Below are 22076 nucleotides of genomic sequence, written 5' to 3'. Positions count from 1 at the left end.
CAAACAAGGGGCGGTTCACCGGGCTGGTCCATCAAAGCTGGCCCGGAACGCTGCAACTACTGTATCGGGCCTGCAGATTGCTCTCAGTAAATATGATCTGCCGATCATAAAGCGGAAATATAATCTGCGGATCATACGGCGCAAAAGGCAGCTGCGCGACGTCTTGCGCCAGCAACAATAGCTTCGGCCAAAGGCTGTGGAAACCCATCTGGCAACTCTGCGAGTGTCTTGTCCAAGGCGGGTTCAAGCTCCGTCGCGATGTCCGACAAGACTTCTTCAGCCAGCGCCACACCAAAACCGGCCGCCTTCGCTGCCTGCAGGAAATGGCGGGGCACCACCTCATTGATCCGGTAGTGCCCGTCGACCACCATCGCGAGGCGCATCCGGTTCTGGCGGATTTGACCGTCATCCACGGCTTTTTGCGCGCTCAGCACATCGTAGAGCGGGGTCATACGGAAACCGCCGGGGCGCAGTGCGATGCTGAAATTCTTCGCGTGACCGTCCGTCGCGCCCAAGAGCCAGAACAGTACCTGCGCGCGGAAGAAGGCGCGTTGATCTGCCTCTGGGTCATCACTGCCCTTCAGCAAACCGATCCCTTCGGTGATCCCAGGCCCGCCATCCATTTGATATTTCTGGCTGGGTGGGACCGATAGGGCCTGACAAAAATCTTCCTGCGGGAGGCGGATTAAACGGCCATCTTTGGTCCAGCGCCGATCAAACCGCGTCACAACAAGGCTCCGCACGTCTTCGAAGTCGGCGATCTCGACCTGCGCCACATCCAAACCCATGGCGTGGCAGAAGCTCATGCAGAAAAACTCATTCTCAACACTGTCGGACAAATCGATCCCTGCAGGCAGAACTCCAAGCTGAGTCTTGAAGATATGGGTCGTAGGAGTGAGCCCCGATGGACGGATCCACGCGCCCTCGTGGCGCAGCAGCGCTGTTTTCTCCTGCGCCCCGGCGATGGAAATGCGGAAGTCGTCTTCCTCATCCAGGCCGAGCGGAGCGCTTGCGAGGTTGCGCAGCATATCAGCAATCTGCGGCTCAGATACGGGTTCTCCTTCGAGCGTGTCAAACTCGGGTATCTCACCCGAAACGAACTGCAAGGCCCCCACGCAATCGCGCCCGATCTTCTCCAGCATGTGCCATGCGTCCGTGCCGCCCGCACGCACACGTGCCGCAACGCGTTCTCGTATCGCCTGATTGTCCGGCAGCAGGTTTTCCAAGTAGGCGATCACAGGTCCGCCCTGGTGCGCCTCTTCGCGCAAAGGCAGCGAAAGCGAGATGGGCATGGCATGTTCCCATGCCAACCATTCCGGATCATAGGTGAAGCTGATTGCGCCTGAGCCTGCAAGACGCAAAGCCCCCACCAGCCTTCCATTCAGAAGCACCTGCATCGTGCCACTACGCCCGTGTTTTGCCATCAGAAGATGTCCTCAATCTCAAGCGAGCCACCGCGCTCCACCAATCGGAACTCAAGCCCAAGCGCGGCCATGACGGCGAGCACAGTGGCAAGCTTGGTTCCCGCGTCACCATTCTCGAGCGACGAAATCGTCGCAACGCGCAAATTCGTGCGCGCGCTGATATCGCTTTGGGTCCAGCCGCGCGCCTTTCGCGTCCGGCGGAGTGCCTCGCCGATCTGCTCGGCCGTTCTTGCTGTGAGGTCCATGATGTGGCTCCTTTTACGGCACAGCGTAAATCAAAGAAAATTACGCTGCAAAGTAAATATTCAATTTTTACGCCATAGCGTAACAATCGAGACACACTCATGCCTGTAGCCCCGCAGCTCGAACCTGCTCAGGCGTCACCAGCTTTGAGGCAATCAAGTCCTCGATCTGCCGGTTGGTGATATGGCGGCACAGGGGATGGCGCTCGTGGATCCACTCGGCGAGGCTGGCGCGGCCTTTGGCTTCGGCCTCTCGCGCCTTCTCGCGGTCGGCCTGGATCTGGGCAAGCCCCTTCTCCCATCGACGCATCTTGAACCAATTGTCCGAGAAACAGACCTTGCTGCGTGTATAGCCCTCGCTTTCCTTCGCATAGGCTTTGACCGCCTGATGCAGGTCATCGGGCTTCACCCCGGCCTTCACAGCTGCTGCGATCAAGCGCAGAGTAGTCCGCCAGTCTCGGATCCTGTCTTCGGGATAGGCCGCCAAGATCTTCTCAGCTTCAAGATCTTCAACCTCCGCCGCCGCCTCGCGCTTGCGCGTAGGTGGTTTATGGATGGTTTTAGGATGGTTTGGGGTCCACCGTGAACCCCGTACCCCGTTCACCGTGGACCCCGTACCGGGTTCAGGCTGGACGGGGTTCACAGTGACCCCCGTCTCAATGTCGGGCTCAGCCGTCGGTTCAAGAGCGGCCACGCGCTCTAGAACGATGCGGTAAATGACGGTGTAGCCGTTCTTGCACTGCCGCCGCCCAGTCTCAATCAGAACGCCTTCGCGCAGGAAGTCGATAATGGTGCGCTTCACCGTGCTCTCGCTGAGCTCTGTATGGCGCTGGATCGTCCCTTTGGAGCACCAGATTCCTGAGCCGTCATCGCTCGCCTTATCGGCCAGGAACATGATGATCTGCTTGCGCGCAGCGCTGCCAAAACGGCGCTCGGCGCACTCATTTGCGATGCGCCAGCTCATTGGACCACCTCACCGGTCAACGGCCGCGAAAAAGCGGACTGAGCGTTTGCGGTGTGGCGCTTGCTCATGCTAACGTACTGCGAAAGCTGACAGGCTTTTTCTATTTGGCCCCGGTTCACAGTTGCCGCTGTGACGGGGCCTTTTTCGTTTTGAACCGGCGAATTTGGCTTTGAAACTTTCGCTTTTTGTTCACTTTTTGTCAGGGGGTATTTTGCACCCTTAAGTCGTTGTTTTCGCTTACGCTCTTTCTGGATTGCAAATCCGTGTACACCGGTTCGATTCCGGTACTCGCCTCCAATATCTAGTATACCCCCAGAGCCCCGACACAACATATGCGCAAATCAAGCGCATATGCGGCTATTTCACTACCGTACACAATTCGTACACAGTCCGCGTGCAGTTTTTGCTGCGATTTCGCCATGCTTTACCCTATAGTGTTCAATAACAGTCACTTAACAAAAGAGCTGCGTGATGAGCTACGGTGTAGGCACAGTAACTGTGCACAAGAAATTGAAGCTGGATAAGCGAAACGGCAGTGACAACTGGTATGCACGGCTGACGCTTGATAACGGCAAGCGCATCGTGAAAAGCACCAAAACGGATGATTTGGAGGAAGCTAAAGAACGCGCGATTGAGCTTTACCACAACACCAAAGCGCGCATTGCCAACAACCTCCCTGCCCAAACACGTAAATTCAAGCACGTAGCAGAATACGCCATTAAGAGAATGCAAGATGCTTTGGAAAATGGCACAGGCAAACAAGCCTACAAGGATTACATCTCAGCACTGCGCATTTGGCTTATCCCGTTTTTTGAGAAAACAGATGTAGATAAGATTGATTTGGCTGCACTGACTGCGTTTGACTTATGGCGCACGGAAACGAACAAAAGGCCATTCTCGCAAAGCGGCATCAACAATCACAACGCGGCCTTAAACAGAGTATTCGACGAAGCTGTGCTGCAAGGTTGGCTCGTACAATCAATGCGCCCTACCTTGTTAAACAAGGGCATCAAAAGCCAAAGCAGGGGCAGCTTCACCGACGATGAGTACAGGAAAATCTTTACTGCTCTTCGCACCTGGCACAAAAAGACCCAAAACACTCAAGCTGCGGCAACGCGCGAAGTGCTGCGCAACTACGTACTCTTCCTAGCCAACAGCGGTGTGCGGCACGGCACCGAAGCGCTTGGGTTGCAATGGCGAAACATTGAGTGGCAGGAAAAGGATAAACAGCGCTATTTAGTCGTTAACGTCGACGGCAAAACAAGCAAGCGCAGCGCTGTAGTCCGAGACAAAGTTGAAGACTATTTAGACAGACAGCGGAAGCTAAACCCAGCAACACAAAGCGGCACCTTCGACGAACTTATCGCCGCGAAGAACGACGCGTTTGTGTTTACAACGCGCCTTGGAAACGTGGCCAACATAGCAAGCTTAAACCGAGCATTTAATTCCTTGCTAGCAGATCTGAATCTGAAGACCGACGCTGGCGGCAAAGCAAGAACGCTATACAGCTTGCGGCACTACTACGCGACGCGAGAACTGAAGCACGGTGTTGAAATTCATGCGCTCAGCAAACAGTTGGGCAACAGCACCGCAATGATCGACAAGCACTACAGCAAATACAGCTCCATTCTAAACGCTGACATTCATAGCGGGCGTCACTTACGCGGAAAAAACAACAAGACGGCTATGGAAGGCGCACAAAGCGTCGTAGACACCGCTTTTGCCATGCTCGCTGCGGGGCAATTGGACCAGCAGACGTTGCTAGCGACGCTTGGCGTTGAACGTGAAGGCTATGTAGTGACGGAAGAACTGAGGCTAAGAGCATTGGAGGCTAAGCGTGATGATTTGATTTGCGGCGAGACGCTTCTGAGAATTGTGGGCGGTTAGATATGCGCTGCTGAGCATTTCTTACCGCTTCAATTGGAGGCCAGCTTTCTTAAAGCCTTCTTAGACGCAATTCGTTGCAAAATATCGCTTTCCCTAATCTCTCCATCCACCAGTTTGTCTAGCTCCCGTTCAATTGCATCGATTTTGACTTGTCGTTTCGAACGCCTTAATCTCAGCAATCCCCCACCCCGATTTCGTGTACCACGCGAAGTAACGACACAAGGAAAGTCATCTGGACAACTATGTGGCGTATTGCTCGCGTCAAAATGAACGTTTCTATCAAACCAACCCTCTAGAGAAGGATTGCCGACCACATTTTCTGCAAGATACTCAGCAACCCGACAAAACTGAGCATCAGATTTATCAAGAAGCTCCCTTGCAATCTTATGCCTGCCTTGCTGGCTCGCAGTTTCTGCTTTGACGTATGTAAAAGTCGCCTGCTTTAATAGTTTCTCGTACTTCAAAACCTCTTTGGGTTTATTTTCCAGCACCTCGCGTAGCTCAATCTGTTGCTGCCAGTCGTCCTCAAACCGTGCATAGGCCTCTTCACCTAATAGGGAGCGCAATTGACGGTTTTGCACGTTTTTTCCACCTGTAAGCTTCTCCAAAACTGATTTCAGCTTAGCGACGCGTTTTTCTTCACTTGCCACTTCAACCCCACAGTCTTCATCACCACCGGATAAGTTAATTGTCCTTAAAGGTCGTTTTCGTGCACCTAAACTTCCCTAGTATCCGCTGAACCGTTTCTGCAAACAGAAATGCTATCTAGTAGGCAACATACCCCCGCAAATGAAACTCCTTAGCTCACTCAAGATAGATATCCGGGTAATCACCGGTCGTCGGCTCGCAGATGATAAATAACTTAGCAAGCTAAGGCACACGCTGCTTGTCCATAAACTGACCATAAGGTTGGCACGCCAGTTCATAATCGTGCTGAGAATCCGTTCTGATGTGAGACGGTCAACTCAAACGCATTGTCAGTTATGCGCTTCAACAGTCTACCCTGCCATCACGCGCAGGATGCCACTAAAAACGCGCCGCCAATGCGGAACCGCGTTTACTGTTGTCGGAATGGTTGTAGCGCAGAAATGCGCGAATTTGAGTGAGACGGAATGACACGCTGCATTGCAGTACCCGTCATCGCATTGGACCCAGCTTTGCTACACCAGCTCCAGTGCGTGCGTATGATGCCCCTGTAATTGAGATGATAGCAAAACCTGCTCTTCCCTAGTGGTTTGGTGAGTGTAGCCTATTACGCGACGAGTAAAGTTGCGCTTTTAGATCGCGCCAAGAAGAGGCGTGATCTATTTGCTCTGAGTAAAGCCCTTCAAAAAAACCAATATCTTTTAAACCAATATTATGTCCAGAAATCTAATTCGAAGAATGCTGATGCTGTGAATGCGAAGCGTAAGCGTAGCTAAGAACAGCTTCAGCTGTTGATGCAGAGCATCAACATAAATCCACTTTCAATCCAATCCACATATTTAAGGAGAAATCATATGTTACTAATGGAAAGCATTTACAAAAAACTTAAGGCTGAATCTTTAGTCGAAAATGCAGAAGCCTTCAGTCAGAAATGGTGCAATCGAAGCCGCAGCTGGTATGCAGTTCAGAAATGCAGCAATAGCGATCTTAGCGTGCAAGCTGCTGTCGCTTGCCTTCGACGCTCCCAAGCCAGACTTATTATCTCACACCTTCAAAGGAAACGATTGGGTAGCGCCATAGATGCTGAAATTGAAACGCTGCGAGACGTTATTTCCTGCTTGGAAGCCCACCTAAGAGACAAGCACTGCATTTTATCTGTGGTTCCGGTAGAGGTGCGAAAACCCAAAATGTTATGAATTGTGTAGAGTTTAACATTTCAGCAAATCTGTTTTTGACTACAAAGGTTTAGCTTCACTGCCTTTTTAGGTCGCTTTGCAAAATGTGTGATTTTACAATGACTTGTGACAGAAGCATACATTTTAGGTGAGACATGAAACACGCAAAGCTACTGACACAAGCAGAACAGAAACGCGTTTACGCAGTCATTGACGCTCATCGCTACAGCGCGCGAAACCGTGCAATTTTTGCATTCAGCTTTTTTGCTGGACTGCGTGCATGTGAGATTGCTGCGCTGAAGGTTGGCGACGTGTTTGATGAACATGGCAACGTGCGTGACACGGTTTATTTAGCAGCTACGCAAACAAAGGGAGATGAAGCTGGCACTGTGCTTGTGAGCAAGCGATTAAATACAGCTCTTGCTTCATATGCTGCAACCTACCCCCGTCATATCAGTAAGCCCGGTGCGCCGTTATTTTTCAGCGCAAAACGTGGTGGCTTTAGCGCGCAAACGATAGTGAACTTGTTCGCCAGGTTTTACGACTTAGCAAACGTTAAAGGTGCAAGCAGTCATAGCGGTCGCAGGCAGTTTTTGACGGAGCTTGCAGACAAGGGTGTTAATGTGCGTGTGATACAAGCACTGGCGCGGCACAAGGACATTAGCACTACGCAACGCTATATTGATTACAATGAAAGCAAGCTGCGCAACGCAATTGAATTAATTTAGTCCAGCATGAACTTTGCCCGCGAGCAGTCTCTTCTCTAGTCCGTGAGAACTGCGTTGAGAAACGGCAACATAAACTTGCGAACTGGCTCGTACTGCTCAGCTTGTAGCAACTGCTCTTTGTTCACAGGATTAATTTCCCGCCCTTCAAAATTCACTCCCTGCAAACTTCCAGTCGCAAGAACCAACTGGCTTCCCTTTGGTCTTTCATTTATCGCAAAACTGATCATTCGTTCTGAATTCTTAGGATCTGGATCCTGCTGAAGTGGAGTATCCACGACGATTGGGCAGAAACACGAAGTAGAGAACTCATTGATCGTATGCAAAACGGCATAGCAGTAGGCGAGTATCAGCCGCGGCGCCCTGTTTCCTGTCTCTCGAATTGTGGGGCGAATATTATCCCACATATTGCTTGGAACGTTTTCAACACCAAGTTTCGTACAAAATTCTCGTAATTTGCCCGCGTAGAATTCTATTATTTTGTCCTTATGTTCTTTCTTTTCGAAAGCACTCATCTCTTTCTTGGCCGCAGCAATTTTTTCGTTCAGCACGCCAATATCGCCGTCAATAGCGCGCTCTTCTTCTTCAAAAGTACCATCTACCAAGCGCTCGCTCTCGTCGCGCAACATGTCGCCAAGTTTGATTTGTCCCCTTGTCTCTTCAAGTATGGACTGAATTTGGTCAATACGGGTTTGAAGTGCTGGGATACTCTTCAGTTGGAGCGATATTTCAGATTCCAGTTTTTCAACTTTCCCTCGCGACTCCAAAAGAACAATCCTGCACGCGTCAGCGTCATTGTGCAGACCAAAGCGATTTGCAAAGTCGTTTTCATGAACAGTACTGCAAACAGGGCATACAATCTCAGCATCGCTTAACTTTTGAGAAAATTTTATGTCCGCTTCCAGCTCAGACAAAACCCTAGCGGCAATTTCCACTTCTTCTTGCGAGGCGGTTCTTTGAGCCTGCAAATGTGAAATTTCATTGCGAATTTCATCATAAGATTTTTGCAGCGCATTTTGTTCTTTCAACAGCGCTTTAATTCTGTCCTCAAAAGTACCCACATCTAATGAAATTCCAACATGTTTCCGCTTATCCTTAAACCTCTTCCTAGCTTTGGTAAGCGCTGCTCTTTCCTGAGCAAGCTCCCCCCTTTCAACTGTTGCCTCATCCTTTGCTGCCTTGGATCGATAGTATTCTTTTGGTCGGATACCAGTGTGGTAACGCGCGATATCGTCCTTATAGGCGCTGACCATTTCAAGCCCAGAAAAAGATGCCCAAGTATCTACCCACCCCTTTTCTTGGTCCAGATAGAATGGCAGAAAGCAGAAGGCTGGTGGAGGAACAGCATTCTTTCCCCCTTTTAGCTTCAGTGTCACCTCAAAGTCTAAAAGCTCCCCTACCTTTGGAGCTAGCGCTTTGACGACTGAGTTTCCTGTCCAAGTAAGCTTACCCCCCTCATCAAACAGTGCAAAGCGCCCTGCTTGCTTGAGGACAAAGAATATGCTCCCGTCCACTTCAATCTCAAGAAGAGACTCGACTTTGGCATTTTTCCAAGGTTCTGGCGTTCTGGAAGGATCAGCACCCAGCGTAGCGTATAAAGATTTTACCAGACTAGATTTCCCAAAGTCATTGTCAGCCACAACAGCTGTTGTCAGGTTGCTAAAATCCTCAACTCTCGCTTTCTTTTCGCGACTTGATAGCAGCCAGAGTTTTCTGAATTTCAGCCTTTTCATGCCGCTTTTTCCTCAGATTTCGAATTAAAGTTTTGTAGTTCTCAAGCTTAGTCGATTGAATACGCTTCATATAAAATCATCGCCCTTATTCGTTGGTCCGTGGCTGTTCTTAGCTCCGCTCGAGCTTCTGATGCGACCGCTGCATAAACTTGGTTTACTAGCTCGTTCAAACTCAGTGCATCCAAGTCGTTGTCCTGGATATAGTTTGAGATCATGCGACGCACTTTCCGCACTGCCTCATTTGGATTTAGAACTGCAACACGATAGGCGTTCCATTCCTGCCCCAAGCGAATTTTTTGCAGTGCTGGCAATTGAATATCAGGTGCAATCTGTTCCCACTTTGGGCAGTTCACAGTAGAAGAAACGATTTGCAACCAACTGTCTGTGTCAACTCGAGTTATGCCGCGGCGCGACACAACTTCATCGAAATCGCTTAGATCAACATCTGCGGCACGCGATTTTCTATCGCATTCCTCAGAAACCGCTTTGAACAACGCCGCCAAAGAAAACTCGACCTCACCCAAATTTTCAACCACGAAGGCATCCAACTTACCTTTCGCGTGCGCGTCCGCATCTTCCAAACTTAGGTCTGTTTGTGAGACCCAAAGTAGCTCACTCTTAATGGTGTCTTCACCTGAGAATTCTTCCTCAAGTTTTTTAGTGATTTTTTTGAGACTTTCGTCGTCGCACTCGCTCAGGCAAAAATTTGATTTGTTCGCTGGCGAAAAGTTTGCTGGTGCATTTGAAAGAAATGTTGCTGATTCCACGCTGTCGCCAAATGAAATCACATTTTCATACATTTTCCCCAAAAACGAACGCGCAGAGTCACCTTTTTCCTTGTCACGCTTGGTTAGCGATGCTGGTGTCCAGTTGCCGCTTTTTTTTGACTTCACTTGATAAAACTGAACGCTCTGAGGCGCACATTGGTCGTCAAAAACAGCTATATCGTCATGATATTCAAACACCAAAGCATAGTCGCCATCCAATTTGTGTCGCTCCAGGACAAGAACCAGACCGCATAAGGCTTGGTAATGGTATCTACTATTTGTTGGCGCACCGCTATCTTCTCTAGGCGGCGTGGTTTCCAGCTTATTCTTAAAACTACTCACAATTTTGGCCCAAATCAGACAACCATAGAGTGCACTCTACTCAACTACACAGCGCTGACAACAAATGATGTGAGCTTTCATCCGTTTTTTCAAAGAAAGGGCCCAGTCTACTAGCGCTAGGTTGCAATATTGGCTAGTGAGCCTTTCGCAACTCAACTGGATTCAAACGATTCACTGACGATTTGCTTTATCCCGTCGTCACTGTTCCAAAGCCAGCTGGAGCACGGGCCGTAAGAGACGCCTCCGCGTCACGTCAGCAAACCCCATGCTCCCCTGTTCTTCAGTGCCAAGCGCGGCGGCTTGGCGAATTAGTAAACAAGCACACGTGCAAGTAAAGCTAATCACTACTTGCCAGCCAAGCGCCAGCGACTCTGGCACTTGGCAATCGTATGCATTTATCTATGGGTTAGAACTACAACTCACACTGCTGCCGTATAGTGCTGTGCTTTTGTGGCAGACGATTTTGCCATCCAAAATTCCTCGCCAATGCCTTCCCTCTTGAACTTCGACCACCGTCGGGATCAACCTCAGTGCCAAGATCGCGCGGGGCCTCGGGACGGATGTAGTACTCCTCCGGCAAACCTTCGATCTGATCCGCGTTGAAGACGCGGTATGCGCGCGCATAGGGCAGTTCTTCCTCAATGCCCAGTTCGTTTTCTCGGGTGAACGTCCCGTATTTGACCACGGTCGACGACGTTTCGCCTTTGCGGACTTGGCCGCCCAGCTCTCGCGCCTGCTTGTAGGTCATCCAGCGGCTGGACACATAGCCATGCTTTGCTGCCATGACCCAGAGCATCAGGATATTAATCCCGCGATACTCCTCGCCGTTGTGTCGAGTTGGCAGGGCAATGCCCGACGCGCTTCCGGTCCACGGCTTGCGCCAAGGCGGCGTGCCCGCCTCGATCTCTGCAATAATGGTGTCGGTGACATGGGCATAAACATCAAATTTCGGTGCCATTTGTGGCCTCCTGTTCAAAGTGACGCGGGAGAGGCTTCACGCCCCTTTCCGCCGATGGGCTGCGCCTCGGCCACCTGATCTGACCGAATACGCATGTATTCGGCGGAACAGAGTGGGAGAGGGCACAGCCCGACCCACGGCCCTGAACGGGGCTGTCAATCGGTCACATTTGCGAAGAAAATGTCTGCGCCAAAATCAGACGCCAATTTGCTTCGCGAGGAATGGCTCGCTCGCGAGACAGGGGAAATTGGTGGCTGATTTTGGTGATGGACTAAGGTTGACCGCCACGGTCAGGGATGTTGGGCGGACCAAACAAAAAGAATGATGTCTGGATCGGGGTGAGCGGGCCAACGGCCCGTTGAACCTCGGTGCAGTCCGTTTGCAAAAGCCGTCCCGACGGGACGACAATCATGTAATTTCGTGGTTAAAGTGTGCTGTACAAGAAATTATTAGAATCATGTTTTCAGGGAAAAAATCGTGCAAGCAGAGGGCTCATTCGGTCGAACAATCCAGCTTTTTCTCGTCGACGGGAAGCCAACTGGGCTGCGAAAAGCGACAATCCATGGTTGGACCGGTTTGCTTTTTGTAAGCGGAGCTTCAGCTTTCGGCGACCTGACCGCTCGTGAAGAAGTTGATCGGACCGGTATCTATATCCTATCGGGTCCTGATCCCGAAAAAGCCGGTGCAACCCGCACCTATATTGGCTCCGGAAATTCCGTGGCCGAGAGGATCAAGCAAAGCGCGATCAAAAGAGACTTCTGGGAAACTGCCATCACCATTACGACAAGTGACGATGACCTTTCCAAAGGGCACGCGGAATACCTGGAGGCGCGGCTCATAGAACAAGCCGCCCAAGCAGGCCGCGTCACATTGGATAACGGCACGCAGCCGGACACCAGCAGGCGGCGATTGCCCGAGGCCGACGTAGCCAACATGGAGCAGTTTCTATCAAACCTGCGGATCATCCTGCCCGTAATCGGCCTGGATATGCTCAAGCCACAACCGCGCGCGGTGACACAGACAGCGAAGCCAGTCGACGAACGAACCGCAGGTGAAGTGCAGTTTGAGATCCGCCACAAGAGTGGTGTCAAAGCGACCGCTGTCGAGGAAGATGGTGAATTTGTTGTACTGGAAGGGTCTGAGGCGCTCACCGAGACCGGCTATGTCCAACAAAGCTATGGCAGCTTGAAGGAAAAGCTTATATCCGACGGCACTCTGGTCGCCGACGGCAATCAAAAACTCCGTTTCACGAAACCTTGGTCATTCAATAGTCCTTCAGCCGCCGCTGCTGTCGTCCTGGACCGAAACAGCAACGGACGCCTGGAGTGGAAGGTCAAAGGATCGAAGCAGACCTACCATGACTGGCAACAAGCTGAAGCTAGCGCCTCGTCCTAACAGGACCTCGTGACAATAAAATAAAATAAGGGGTTGATTTTTAAATCAGGCGCTCGTATCTCTTGGTCATCAAGAGGAGCAAGTCGATGCAAGTCACAAACCACATGGATTGCAGAATGAACCAGCGCGGCATCAACAAGCAGATGGTAGACCTTGCGTTAGAACATGGCATTTTTGAAGGCGACAAAATCGTGTTGCGCCGCAAGGACTGCGACGAAGTCGCGGCCGAACTTCGCCAAACGCTGAAGCTCCTTGAGCGCGCCAAGTGCAAGGGCGGGATCACAGTCGTCGTTGCGGGCGACTGTCAGATCACGACATACAACACGGGCAGTTTCGCACGTCCGGCGTCAAAAAAATAAGGGGCTGAAAGTGACCAAACCCAATCAAAGACAAGCCCTTTCAGCTGTGCGCCAGATTCCCGGCATTCAGCATGCAGCCCGTATTTTGGCCTTCAACGGCGCATCTCGCTTGGACCCTGAGAAATCGATGCCCACCCCAAATGATTTGGAAGCCGCGAGTGAACATGCAGGCGGGAGAGCTTTTGATGAAGCCACTCAGGCACTTCTTGATCTTTCTCCGACGGAACGTCTGGCCGCGATTGACGAATTGATGGCACCTAGTCATGGGAGCCACGAGCCATGGCTGCCCAAAACCCCAGCAAAGCGCTTTGCAGAATTTGTCGATAGCGCCAGTTCCGTACGCTGCTCGTTCGAGGCCTCCCTTCACACAGCACTTTTGCTGGCAATGCGCGGCAAGGCAGTGCTCTTCGTGTCGCAAAATAAGGACATTTGTGACTTTGCACAAAGCCTTACCGTTCTCTTGGAGTGCGAATTGAAGGTCCAAAACGCTGATCCTTTGGCGCGCAACAATACCACCGCTTTTGACGCAGAAGTGGCCCTTCCCCCTTTCGGCACTAGACCCGCAAACACAAGCCAGTTTCCGCGACGCACACTCGCGGTATTGGACGCAGAGGAAGGGAAAAAACGCTTAACCGAAGATGCACTTGCTCTAGCGGACGCGCTGGCACAAACCAGCGGCCTTACTATCCTTTGTGTGCCCGACGGTTTGATGTTTCGGGGAGTTGGCGTTGAACCTTTGGCGCGCGAAGCGCTCGTCGCGTCCGGCCGTCTGAAAGGGATCCTTGCGGTACCCGGTGGCATGATTTTCCCAAACACAATGATTAATACAGACGTTTTGGTTCTCGGCCCTTCGGGCAAAGATTATCCCGAGGTCAGAATGCTCGATCTTTCTCATCCACAGTTCTCTGGGAGAACCCTTAGGGGGCGCCCTGAAATACTTCCGGGCACAAACTGGGCCAGTTTTTTTGAGGAAAGCACCTTAATCGATGAAACCTTCGCCAAGGATGTCTCGCTCAGAGAGATCAAGGAGAAAGACTTCATCTTGAGCATAAACCGGTATTTGCTTCCGCCAGCTGCAGCCGCACTTGATAGCTTTCTAGAACGCTCAAGCACGATTGAGTTGGAAGATGCTCTCGAATTGATCCGGCCTCTGAGCTTGGGCAAAGCGGATGACGGCGAATTCACTATCTTCGAGGCGTCACCGGCAGATGTTGGCGATAGTGGTCTACTGATGAAACCAAACAAAATATCGACGCTCGAACGCGCGCAGATGCGCAAAGCTCGCAACCAACGCTTACTTCCCGGCGATGTAGTCTTGTCGGTCAAAGGTACGATCGGCACCGCAGGACTCGTTCCGGCCGATGCGCCGACTGGCGACGAAGATGGGTTTTGGACGGCTGGGCAATCCTTCATGATTTTGCGCCCGAAACGCGGAGGAATATCCGGTGTGGTTCTTTATGAATACCTGGCAAATCCAACAGTCGTTGAAGCACTACGCACACTTGCTGGCGGTGCAGCGATCCAATCAATCGCTATCAAAGACCTGAAGGCTTTCCGAGTTCCAATTCCCTCCGACGACGACGCCGAACGCGCAGAACACACATTTCAGTTTAGGCAAGAGCGGCATTCTCAGATCGAAGCAATCATGGCCGAGATTGAAGCCGAGCGCACAAACTCTTGGCCAAGCCGAAAGCTGCACCTTGAGGAATCCTGACCGCCCGCTTTCAACCCAGACCAATTCAATTCATCTTCACGCCAAGCGTGAAGCACCCAATCAGAACGAGACCTGACCCTTGAACACACATGCATCACCCGCATCCAAAGCCAACAACACCCACACGTCACTCGCGGATTTCATCTGGAAGAACGCGGACGACCTGTGGGGCAACTTCAAACACGTCGATTTCGGCAAAATCATCTTGCCCTTCACGCTTCTCCGCCGCCTGGAATGCGTCCTTGAGCCTACTCGTGAAGAAGCCGCCAAAATGCACAAAATGGCCGTCGAAAACGGGCTCGACGTCGATGTCATCCTGCGTCAGGCAACCGGCTACCCCTTTTACAACACGTCAAGCTACAGCCTGGAAACGCTCGGGTCTGGCCGCACCCGCCAGAACCTTGAGGACTACATCGCGAAGTTCTCCGGCAATGCCCGCGTGATCTTCGAACAGTTCGATTTCATCAACACGATCAGCCAGATGGACAAGAAGGGCGTTCTCTACAAGATCTGCCAGAACTTCGCCGCCATCGACCTGCACCCCGACGCGGTTCCAGAGCGGACCATGTCCAATGTCTATGAACACCTGATCCGCCGCTTCGGGGCCGAAGTGAACGAAGCAGCCGAGGATTTCATGACGCCCCGCGACGTTGTCCACTTGGGCATCGAGCTCCTGCTCGAACCGGATGACCAGATGTTCATCGACAACCCCGGCATCATCCGCACGCTCTACGACCCGACGATCGGCACCGGCGGCTTTGTCTCGGACGGGATGGAGCACGTTCAGTCATTGCAAGATCGCTATGGCACCGCCCCGACCCTTGTTCCCTACGGCCAGGAACTGGAATCCGAAACCCACGCCGTCTGTCTGGCGAGCATGCTTCTGAAGACGCTCAAATCCGACCCTGGTCGCGACCTGTCCCAGAACATCAAGCTTGGCAGTACGCTGTCGGCCGACAAATTCCGCCACGACAAATTCCACTACTGCGTCTCCAACCCGCCGTTTGGCAAGAAGTGGGAGTTGGACCAGGCCGACGTCGTGCGCGAACACCGCGACCAGAAATTTGAAGGGCGCTTTGGCCCCAAACTGCCCCGTGTCAGCGATGGCTCCATGCTGTTCCTCCTGCACCTGCTAAGCAAGCTTGAAGACCCTGCAAAAGGCGGCGGGCGCGCGGCGATTGTGCTGTCCGGTTCTCCCCTCTTCAATGGCAACGCCGGGCAGGGTGAATCCGAAATCCGCCGTCACCTGCTTGAGCAGGACGTGGTCGAGGCCATCATCGCCCTGCCGACCGAGATCTTCTTCCGCACCGGCATTGGCACCTACATCTGGGTTCTGTCCAACCGCAAGCCCGCTGACCGGCGCGGCAAGGTTCAGCTGATCGACGCAACCGAGATGTTTGAACCGCTCCGCAAGAGCGAGGGCAACAAGCGCCGTAAGATCGGCGAGGACCAAATCCGCGATATCGTGCAGCTCTATGCCGATTTCGAGCCCACGAAGAAAAGCCTCATCCTCGATGCGCAGGACTTTGGCTATCGCCGTATCAAGGTGCTGCGCCCGCTACGCCACAAGATCCTTGTGTCAGACGCGGGGTTCGAGGCACTGGCCGAACACAAGGCTTGGGAAAAGCGCACGGATGATCAGCGGCAAGGCTGGCGCGAGGTGTTGGCAGAGCATGCAGGCACCGACCATGATTGGCATTGGATCGAAAGCTTTGCCAAGGCGGCGGCGAAGAAGGACCCGAGCCTCGGTAAAGCCGACGCGGCGCTGATCAAAGCGTTTCAAAAGGCCTTTGGCGTGCGGGACGAAGATCTGGACCCGGTGAAGGACAAGAAGGACAACCTGATCCCCGACGATGACCTGACGGATTATGAAAACGTGCCCATGGGAACCAATATCCATGACTACCTCGAAACCGAGGTCACGCCCCACGCCCATGACGCCTATATCGACGAAACCTATGTGGACGAAACTGATGGAGACATCGGGGTCGTCGGTTATGAGATTAACTTCAACCGCTATTTCTATGAATACGTGCCGCCGCGCGATCTGGACGAGATTGATGCAGAGCTGAAGGCCATCGAGGCCTCCATCGCCGAAGTCTTGGCTGAGGTGACGGAATGACCCCGAAGGATTTCCTCGACGATTTTGTCGGCACTTCTCTGTGGTCAACTCTGCCCGCAAAGCATCGTTTCAAGTACACGAAAGAACCAAACACTGGGATGAAGGAAAGCCACCGTCTGGCCTTGACCATGAAGGGCGTCATCGATCGATCGTTAGACGATAACGAGGGGCTTCAATCGTCTGACTACGGTTCATACCAAATCTTTGAACCGGGTGACTTGGCCTTCAAACTGATCGACCTTCAGAACATTAAAACGAGCCGCGTCGGCTTGGTTCCTCGTCGCGGAATCATGAGCCCTGCATACATTCGTCTGGTTCCGACGTCTGATGTTGTGGTTTCCAAGTTCTACTACTGGTATTTCTACGCCGCTTACATCGGGAACATTTTCAATGGTCTTGGCGGCGGTATCCGTCAGAACCTGAGCCAAACGGAACTCCTGAACTTTCCGGTGCCAGATTTGTCTCAAGACGACCAAAACGCAATCGCCGACTATCTCGACCGCGAGACCGCGCGAATTGATGGGTTGATCGCACAAAAGACCCGCTTCATTGCTGTTCTGGACGACAAAGAAAAAGCGATGATAGCCCACTTCGTTCGTCGGGGCATCGATGCCAGCGCACCAACGAAGGACAGCGGCGTCGAATGGCGGGGGGCCGTGCCTGCCCATTGGCAACGTGCGCGCATGAAGAACCATTTCAAACAGGTCAAACGCCAAGGGTTTGACGACCTGACCGTGCTGTCCGTCTATCGTGAGTTTGGCGTCATCGAGAAAGCTTCGCGAAGCGACAACATCAACAAAACGCCGGAAGACCTGTCCAAATATCAGCTGGTCGAACCAAACGACTTGGCAATCAACAAGATGAAAGCATGGCAAGGGTCGATGGGGATTTCGCCCTTCTTAGGCATCACATCGCCCGACTATGTGGTGATGAAGCCAGTTGGCGAGCACAACCCCAGATACATGCACCATTATCTTCGCGCGAGACCGATGCCTTGGGTTTATCGCTTGATTTCCAACGGTATTCGGACCGATCAATGGCGTATGGAACCAGAGAAATTTTTAGAATTGCCGATTTTCCTGCCACCAATGGATGAACAGGAAGCTATTGCGAACCGGATTGACCGCGAATTGGATCGAATTCGGGGTTTGATTGAAAAGACTGAGCGCTCCATCGCGCTTTTGAAAGAAAAACGCGCGGCGCTCATTACGGCGGCGGTGACCGGTAAGATTGATGTGAGGGCCGCAGCATGAGCGATTTGCACCACGAAAAACACCTCGAAGCCTATATCGTCAAGAAGCTGACGGAACAGGGCTGGCTGCTTGGCGACACCAAAGGCTTTGACCAGGACACCGCCGTCTACACCGAGGATTTGGAGGCCTGGATCCAAGAGACCCAAGGGCCGAAGTGGGACAAGCTGGTCGCCCTGAACGGTGACCGCGCCCGCGAAACACTCCTCTCCCGCCTCGATGCCGCCTTGGCGAAACAAGGCACCATTCAAGTCCTGCGCCGTGGATTTTCCATCGCAGGCTGCGGGCAGATCGACATGTCCGAAGCCGCGCCCGAAGATCAGCGCAACGAGACAATCATCGCACACTACGCCGCTAACCGGCTGCGCGTGGTGCCCCAGCTGAAGTATCATCCCGGCCGAGAGCTGGCGATCGATCTGGGCCTCTTCATCAACGGGCTGCCCGTCGCCACGGTCGAGCTCAAAACTGACTTCACCCAATCCGCCGAAAGCGCGCGCGAGCAATACAAGCGCGACCGCCTGCCCGAAGACCCCGCCACCGGGCGCAAACACCCGCTGCTGACGTTCAAACGCGGTGCCATCGTGCATTTCGCGATGTCTGATAGCGAGATTTGGATGGCGACGAAACTGGCGGGCGAGAACACCTACTTCCTGCCCTTCAACCGTGGCCATGACGGCAAAGGCGGCAACCCGCCCCGTGACGACGGCGAATACCCCGTTGCCTATTTCTGGGAAGAGATTTGCCAGCCCGATGCCTTCCTGCGGATCTTCCACAGCTTCGTCTATGTCGAGAAGAAGGATGTGGTGGACCTGAAGGGCAACTGGTCGGTCAAGGAAACGCTGATCTTCCCGCGCTTCCACCAGCACGACGCGGTCAACAAGATGATCGCGGACGCCAAGGAGAATGGCCCTGGACATGCGTATCTGTGCGAACACAGTGCGGGATCGGGCAAGACATCGACAATCGCATGGACAGCCCACGACCTGACCAAGCTGCGCCATGACGATGGCAAGGCGGTCTTTGACACCGTGATCATCGTGACGGACCGGACCGTGCTGGATGGCCAGCTGCAAGATGCCGTTCAACAGATCGACCACCGAAAGGGCATGATCGCTGCGATTGATCGTGAGACAAGCTCCAAGACGAAAACGGCGCAGTTGGCGGAAGCTATTCTGAAAGGCGTTCCGATCATCGTGGTGACGCTGCAGACCTTCCCGCATGCGATGGAAGCGATCCTGACGGAAACGTCGTTGAAGGACCGTAGTTTTGCCGTGATCATCGACGAGGCGCATACATCACAAACCGGCAGCACGGCTTCGAAGCTGCAGGCGACGCTCGCCCTATCGTCGGCCAAAGACACTGCCAATATGACCGTCGAAGAGCTCTTGACCGAGATCCAAAAGAGCCGTGCCCGGCCAAAGAACCTGTCCCATTTCGCGTTTACTGCGACGCCAAAGCACTCGACATTGATGTTGTTTGGAAGGCCGCAAGACACGTCCCGTCCGGCAGGCCCAGACAACCTGCCGCGTGCCTTCCATAAATACGAGATGCGCCAAGCTATCGACGAGGGTTTCATCCTCGATGTGCTCAAGGGCTACGTTTCGTACAAGACGGCCTTCAACCTGGGAAAAGAGCTGGAAGACAAAAAACGCGTGGACGGCAAGGCGGCCAAGCGGGCGCTTGCCAAATGGATGAGCCTGCACCCCACGAACGTCACCCAGAAGGTGCAGTTCATCATGGAGCACTTCCGGCACAACGTTTCGCCTCTCCTTGACGGAAAGGCGAAGGCAATGGTTGTGACGAGCTCGCGTGCGGCGGCTGTTCGCTACAAGAAGGCCTTCGATGCTTTTGTCATTGCGAACCCGCAGTACAAAGACGTTCGTGCGCTGGTCGCTTTCTCGGGGAAGCTCAGCGGCAAGGACGTCATGCATTCAGATGACGCGCAAATTTCAGGGGATCTGTTCGTTTGTGACGATGATGCGGAATTCACTGAAAGCAACATGAATGCGGGCGTTGAGGTCAAGGACCTGCGGATCGCATTTGATCGGCCGGAATTCAGGGTAATGCTGGTCGCCAACAAGTTCCAGACCGGCTTCGACCAGCCGAAGCTTGTTGCCATGTATGTCGACAAGAAGATCGCGAATGAAGTCGAGATTGTTCAAACACTGTCGCGCCTCAATCGCACTTTCCCTGGCAAGGAAGAGACCTTCATTGTGGACTTTGTCAACGACCCGGAAGCGATCCGCGCTGCGTGCAAAAAATACGATTCCGGCGCGCAGATCACGGAGGTTCAAGACCCAAACGTTGTCTACGACATGAAGGATACCCTTGACCAACAAGGCATCTACTCGGACGAAGACATCGAGGCGTTCAAGGTAGCGCGCTTTGAAACCGCCAAGGCTTTCGACACCGCCGAAGAAGATCACCATAAGGCGATGTTTGCGGCCACCCAAAAGCCGACAGACATGTTCAACGCCCGCCTCAAAGCGCTCCGCGAAGAAGCCGCTCGATGTGAAGTTGAATTCCTGAAGGCTACCGAGGGGGGAGACGATGCCACTGCGAAAAAGGCCGAGCATGAAAGGATGCAGGTGGAGGAAAGTATCGGGCGGATGCTCGAGTTCAAATCCGGTCTGTCCAGGTTCTCCAGAACTTACACCTACATTGCGCAATTGCTGGATCTGGGAGATCCCAGCATGGAGAATTTTGCCGCTTTCACAAAACTTCTGGCAAACCGCCTCAATGGCGTTCCTCCCGAGCACGTAGATCTCAGAGGCATTTCCCTGACGGGATACGATATCAAAAAGAACGATGACCAGGGCAACAACGGTGATGACCCAGATCCAAACTTAAAGCCCACTGGACCGGGCGGTTCAAATGCGCCCGGTAAGCTTCCTGTCTACCTCCAAGAACTGATCGAACGATTGAACGGTATCTTTGGCGAAGCCGCTCCGATCAAAGACCAAGCAAGCTTCGTAAACCAAATCGTTTCGATTACCCGTGAAAACAGCATCGTAAGAGCGCAAGTTGAGGAAAACTCTAAAGACCAAGCGTTGAAAGGAAGCCTTCCCGGCGCGGTTCAAGGCGCGGTGGTGCGTGCCATGAGTTCGAACAACGCTTTAGCCACGCATCTTCTCAAGGAAGACAAACAAGGCCTCGGCATCCTTACGAACCTTATTTACGATCTAATCAAAGCGAGGAAAGATATCGACCTTGGAGAGCTCGGCGATGTATGAATCGAGCTCTTCCAGCGCCGATTGGCCCAAAAAACATGCGCCAAGAAAAGCGGGCACTGGGCAACCATTTCGACGTCGGGAATCATATCGGGAGTTCGAACTCAGAACAGAGGCAGCGCAATTTCGCACGCTTTGGGCCGTCCGCCGACTTCACTCAACTGCAGCGAATTGGTCTTCAGCCCAGCAACGGATTTTTTCTTCTCGCGGCATGCCTCGATATTGGCGCGGAATATTCCAGGCTTGGGCTGATGGGTGCCCTGTTCGGTAGGCTCTTATCTCAGGCATATGCGCTTCAAACACTTCGTGGGCGAACTGTGCCGCCTTTCCCAGATAAACGATGATTTCGGGCTGAACGCGTTGCAAACGGGCAATGAGCCTAGCTCGGTTCTCGGGTGCCAGAACATCCTGTTTGCGTGGCTGCGTGCTCCCATCGTATCCCTCGCGCTCGGGATATCGTGGCAGTGAGTGTGCATTGACTAAGCTGTAGGCATCTATTTGCGGCGATGGAAAAACCTGCGGATGTAGGACCTGCAAGCGTCGCAGCATGATTTCAAGATTTTGTCCGGACTGCCCTGCGAAAGGCCGTCCGTCCCGTTCTTCTTCACGTCCAGGACAGGCCCCGACCAGCAGTACTCTTGGATGTACATCGACAAATCTGAAATCAGCAGCGTTCCTACACATCTCGAAAACCTAGCCGACCATGATCGGAAACCCAAGGGCACTGGCGACGGTGTGCGAATACATCCCTACAGTCCGGCCGATAGCGAAGTGAAGAAGGTAGAAATCAATCGGCCATGCCTACGAAATTTCACCTGAAAGCCGAACTACAGCTTAGCTCTATCGCCCCCGAAGAAAGCCAGGGCAGGAACCCCGCCCTGGCGCTGAGGTCATTCGGTGACCGGCTCTTCATCGCGGCGCGGGAAGGCGACCATTTCGACGTCAGGGAACATGCTGTGCTTGACGTTGATCGACGTGATGTTGCCGGTGTCATCGGTGTTCACGAAGAGGACGCCGCAGCGGTCCCAGAAGTTCTTGCCGTCTTTTTCGCCGGTTTTGACGTTCAGTTTCAGAGTTTGAGTAGCCATTTTTTGATCCTCACTTTGAGTGTTTCGATGAACATGACCAAAGCTGGCACCAAGGG

18 protein-coding genes are annotated in these 22076 nt (G+C 52.9%); 9 read left to right on the top strand and 9 right to left on the bottom strand.

What is annotated here, in order from left to right; genetic code table 11:
- Positions 1 to 131 precede the first annotated feature (131 nt).
- The 3 genes from AKJ29_RS10370 to AKJ29_RS10360 all read right to left on the bottom strand — a co-directional run bounded on the left by AKJ29_RS10370 (position 132) and on the right by AKJ29_RS10360 (position 2630).
- Entirely contained in the window at positions 132 to 1424 is a 1293-nt protein-coding gene (locus AKJ29_RS10370) for a type II toxin-antitoxin system HipA family toxin (protein ID WP_055190632.1), read from the bottom strand.
- The gene (locus AKJ29_RS10365) at positions 1424 to 1669 is read right to left on the bottom strand and encodes a helix-turn-helix domain-containing protein (RefSeq protein ID WP_036560649.1); all 246 of its coding nucleotides are present in this window, start codon (positions 1667 to 1669) and stop codon (positions 1424 to 1426) included. Before AKJ29_RS10365 ends, AKJ29_RS10370 begins: the two co-directional genes overlap by 1 nt.
- Before the next feature lie 97 nt (positions 1670 to 1766).
- Positions 1767 to 2630 carry a hypothetical protein gene (locus AKJ29_RS10360; protein WP_055190630.1) on the bottom strand — a complete coding sequence of 288 codons (864 nt, stop codon included), beginning with the start codon at positions 2628 to 2630 and terminating at the stop codon, positions 1767 to 1769.
- Positions 2631 to 3101: 471 nt separating this feature from the next.
- Between AKJ29_RS10360 and AKJ29_RS10355 the strand changes: the two genes are divergently transcribed.
- Positions 3102 to 4517: a tyrosine-type recombinase/integrase gene (locus AKJ29_RS10355; RefSeq protein WP_055190628.1), complete on the top strand. Its 1416-nt coding sequence runs from the start codon at positions 3102 to 3104 to the stop codon at positions 4515 to 4517.
- A gap of 29 nt (positions 4518 to 4546) precedes the next feature.
- Here AKJ29_RS10355 and AKJ29_RS10350 read toward each other — a convergent pair whose 3' ends face one another.
- On the bottom strand, positions 4547 to 5167 hold the full coding sequence (locus AKJ29_RS10350) for a hypothetical protein (protein WP_074963695.1): 621 nt from the start codon (positions 5165 to 5167) through the stop codon (positions 4547 to 4549).
- 849 nt (positions 5168 to 6016) lie between these two features.
- On the opposite strand from AKJ29_RS10350, the gene AKJ29_RS19310 reads away from it, so the two are divergent.
- Together AKJ29_RS19310 and AKJ29_RS10345 are read left to right on the top strand one after the other, a co-directional pair.
- Positions 6017 to 6358 carry a DUF6626 family protein gene (locus tag AKJ29_RS19310; RefSeq protein ID WP_139231389.1) on the top strand — a complete coding sequence of 114 codons (342 nt, stop codon included), beginning with the start codon at positions 6017 to 6019 and terminating at the stop codon, positions 6356 to 6358.
- A 134-nt stretch (positions 6359 to 6492) separates the two neighbouring features.
- A complete protein-coding gene (locus AKJ29_RS10345; protein ID WP_055190625.1) occupies positions 6493 to 7065 on the top strand; it encodes a tyrosine-type recombinase/integrase in 573 nt (190 codons plus the stop codon).
- 35 nt (positions 7066 to 7100) lie between these two features.
- Here AKJ29_RS10345 and AKJ29_RS10340 read toward each other — a convergent pair whose 3' ends face one another.
- The 3 genes from AKJ29_RS10340 to AKJ29_RS10330 form a co-directional block, all read right to left on the bottom strand.
- Positions 7101 to 8795: a hypothetical protein gene (locus AKJ29_RS10340; RefSeq protein WP_055190623.1), complete on the bottom strand. Its 1695-nt coding sequence runs from the start codon at positions 8793 to 8795 to the stop codon at positions 7101 to 7103.
- A gap of 47 nt (positions 8796 to 8842) precedes the next feature.
- Entirely contained in the window at positions 8843 to 9904 is a 1062-nt protein-coding gene (locus tag AKJ29_RS10335; RefSeq protein WP_074963696.1) for a DUF4297 domain-containing protein, read from the bottom strand.
- A 412-nt stretch (positions 9905 to 10316) separates the two neighbouring features.
- Entirely contained in the window at positions 10317 to 10862 is a 546-nt protein-coding gene (locus AKJ29_RS10330; RefSeq protein ID WP_235477419.1) for an ArdC-like ssDNA-binding domain-containing protein, read from the bottom strand.
- 477 nt (positions 10863 to 11339) lie between these two features.
- Between AKJ29_RS10330 and AKJ29_RS10325 the strand changes: the two genes are divergently transcribed.
- The 6 genes from AKJ29_RS10325 (at position 11340) to AKJ29_RS10300 (ending at position 20935) form a co-directional block, all read left to right on the top strand.
- Entirely contained in the window at positions 11340 to 12257 is a 918-nt protein-coding gene (locus AKJ29_RS10325; RefSeq protein ID WP_055190619.1) for a GIY-YIG nuclease family protein, read from the top strand.
- 86 nt (positions 12258 to 12343) lie between these two features.
- Positions 12344 to 12616, top strand: a complete 273-nt coding sequence (locus AKJ29_RS10320) for a DUF4258 domain-containing protein (RefSeq protein ID WP_074963697.1) — start codon at positions 12344 to 12346, stop codon at positions 12614 to 12616.
- Between the two features lie 10 nt (positions 12617 to 12626).
- Positions 12627 to 14330, top strand: coding sequence for an N-6 DNA methylase (locus AKJ29_RS10315; RefSeq protein WP_139231390.1), 1704 nt, complete (start codon positions 12627 to 12629; stop codon positions 14328 to 14330).
- 79 nt (positions 14331 to 14409) lie between these two features.
- Entirely contained in the window at positions 14410 to 16452 is a 2043-nt protein-coding gene (locus AKJ29_RS10310) for a type I restriction-modification system subunit M (protein ID WP_055190613.1), read from the top strand.
- Positions 16449 to 17705, top strand: coding sequence for a restriction endonuclease subunit S domain-containing protein (locus AKJ29_RS10305; RefSeq protein ID WP_055190611.1), 1257 nt, complete (start codon positions 16449 to 16451; stop codon positions 17703 to 17705). Before AKJ29_RS10310 ends, AKJ29_RS10305 begins: the two co-directional genes overlap by 4 nt.
- Complete coding sequence (locus tag AKJ29_RS10300) at positions 17702 to 20935, top strand: type I restriction endonuclease subunit R (protein ID WP_055190609.1); 3234 nt, start codon at positions 17702 to 17704, stop codon at positions 20933 to 20935. Before AKJ29_RS10305 ends, AKJ29_RS10300 begins: the two co-directional genes overlap by 4 nt.
- 150 nt (positions 20936 to 21085) lie before the next feature.
- Here the strand turns inward: AKJ29_RS10300 and AKJ29_RS18765 are convergent, their stop codons facing one another.
- Together AKJ29_RS18765 and AKJ29_RS10290 are read right to left on the bottom strand one after the other, a co-directional pair.
- Entirely contained in the window at positions 21086 to 21616 is a 531-nt protein-coding gene (locus AKJ29_RS18765; RefSeq protein WP_074963698.1) for a uracil-DNA glycosylase family protein, read from the bottom strand.
- A gap of 206 nt (positions 21617 to 21822) precedes the next feature.
- On the bottom strand, positions 21823 to 22020 hold the full coding sequence (locus AKJ29_RS10290) for a hypothetical protein (protein WP_055190605.1): 198 nt from the start codon (positions 22018 to 22020) through the stop codon (positions 21823 to 21825).
- Positions 22021 to 22076 lie beyond the last annotated feature (56 nt).

The sequence above is a fragment of the Aliiroseovarius crassostreae genome, assembly GCF_001307765.1.
Classification (GTDB): domain Bacteria; phylum Pseudomonadota; class Alphaproteobacteria; order Rhodobacterales; family Rhodobacteraceae; genus Aliiroseovarius; species Aliiroseovarius crassostreae.
Note: the sequence above shows the minus strand (reverse complement) of the source record. Positions and strands in the feature narration are given on the sequence as shown.

What these genes read in the sequence shown, in the direction of transcription:
- AKJ29_RS10290 (WP_055190605.1), bottom strand. Translation starts at nt 22,020, where the DNA reads ATGGCTACTCAAACTCTGAAACTGAACGTCAAAACCGGCGAAAAAGAC.
- AKJ29_RS10305 (WP_055190611.1), top strand. Translation starts at nt 16,449, where the DNA reads ATGACCCCGAAGGATTTCCTCGACGATTTTGTCGGCACTTCTCTGTGG.
- AKJ29_RS10355 (WP_055190628.1), top strand. Translation starts at nt 3,102, where the DNA reads ATGAGCTACGGTGTAGGCACAGTAACTGTGCACAAGAAATTGAAGCTG.
- AKJ29_RS10340 (WP_055190623.1), bottom strand. Translation starts at nt 8,795, where the DNA reads ATGAAAAGGCTGAAATTCAGAAAACTCTGGCTGCTATCAAGTCGCGAA.
- AKJ29_RS10330 (WP_235477419.1), bottom strand. Translation starts at nt 10,862, where the DNA reads ATGGCACCGAAATTTGATGTTTATGCCCATGTCACCGACACCATTATT.
- AKJ29_RS10360 (WP_055190630.1), bottom strand. Translation starts at nt 2,630, where the DNA reads ATGAGCTGGCGCATCGCAAATGAGTGCGCCGAGCGCCGTTTTGGCAGC.
- AKJ29_RS10370 (WP_055190632.1), bottom strand. Translation starts at nt 1,424, where the DNA reads ATGGCAAAACACGGGCGTAGTGGCACGATGCAGGTGCTTCTGAATGGA.
- AKJ29_RS19310 (WP_139231389.1), top strand. Translation starts at nt 6,017, where the DNA reads ATGTTACTAATGGAAAGCATTTACAAAAAACTTAAGGCTGAATCTTTA.
- AKJ29_RS10365 (WP_036560649.1), bottom strand. Translation starts at nt 1,669, where the DNA reads ATGGACCTCACAGCAAGAACGGCCGAGCAGATCGGCGAGGCACTCCGC.
- AKJ29_RS10320 (WP_074963697.1), top strand. Translation starts at nt 12,344, where the DNA reads ATGCAAGTCACAAACCACATGGATTGCAGAATGAACCAGCGCGGCATC.
- AKJ29_RS18765 (WP_074963698.1), bottom strand. Translation starts at nt 21,616, where the DNA reads ATGTGTAGGAACGCTGCTGATTTCAGATTTGTCGATGTACATCCAAGA.
- AKJ29_RS10300 (WP_055190609.1), top strand. Translation starts at nt 17,702, where the DNA reads ATGAGCGATTTGCACCACGAAAAACACCTCGAAGCCTATATCGTCAAG.
- AKJ29_RS10345 (WP_055190625.1), top strand. Translation starts at nt 6,493, where the DNA reads ATGAAACACGCAAAGCTACTGACACAAGCAGAACAGAAACGCGTTTAC.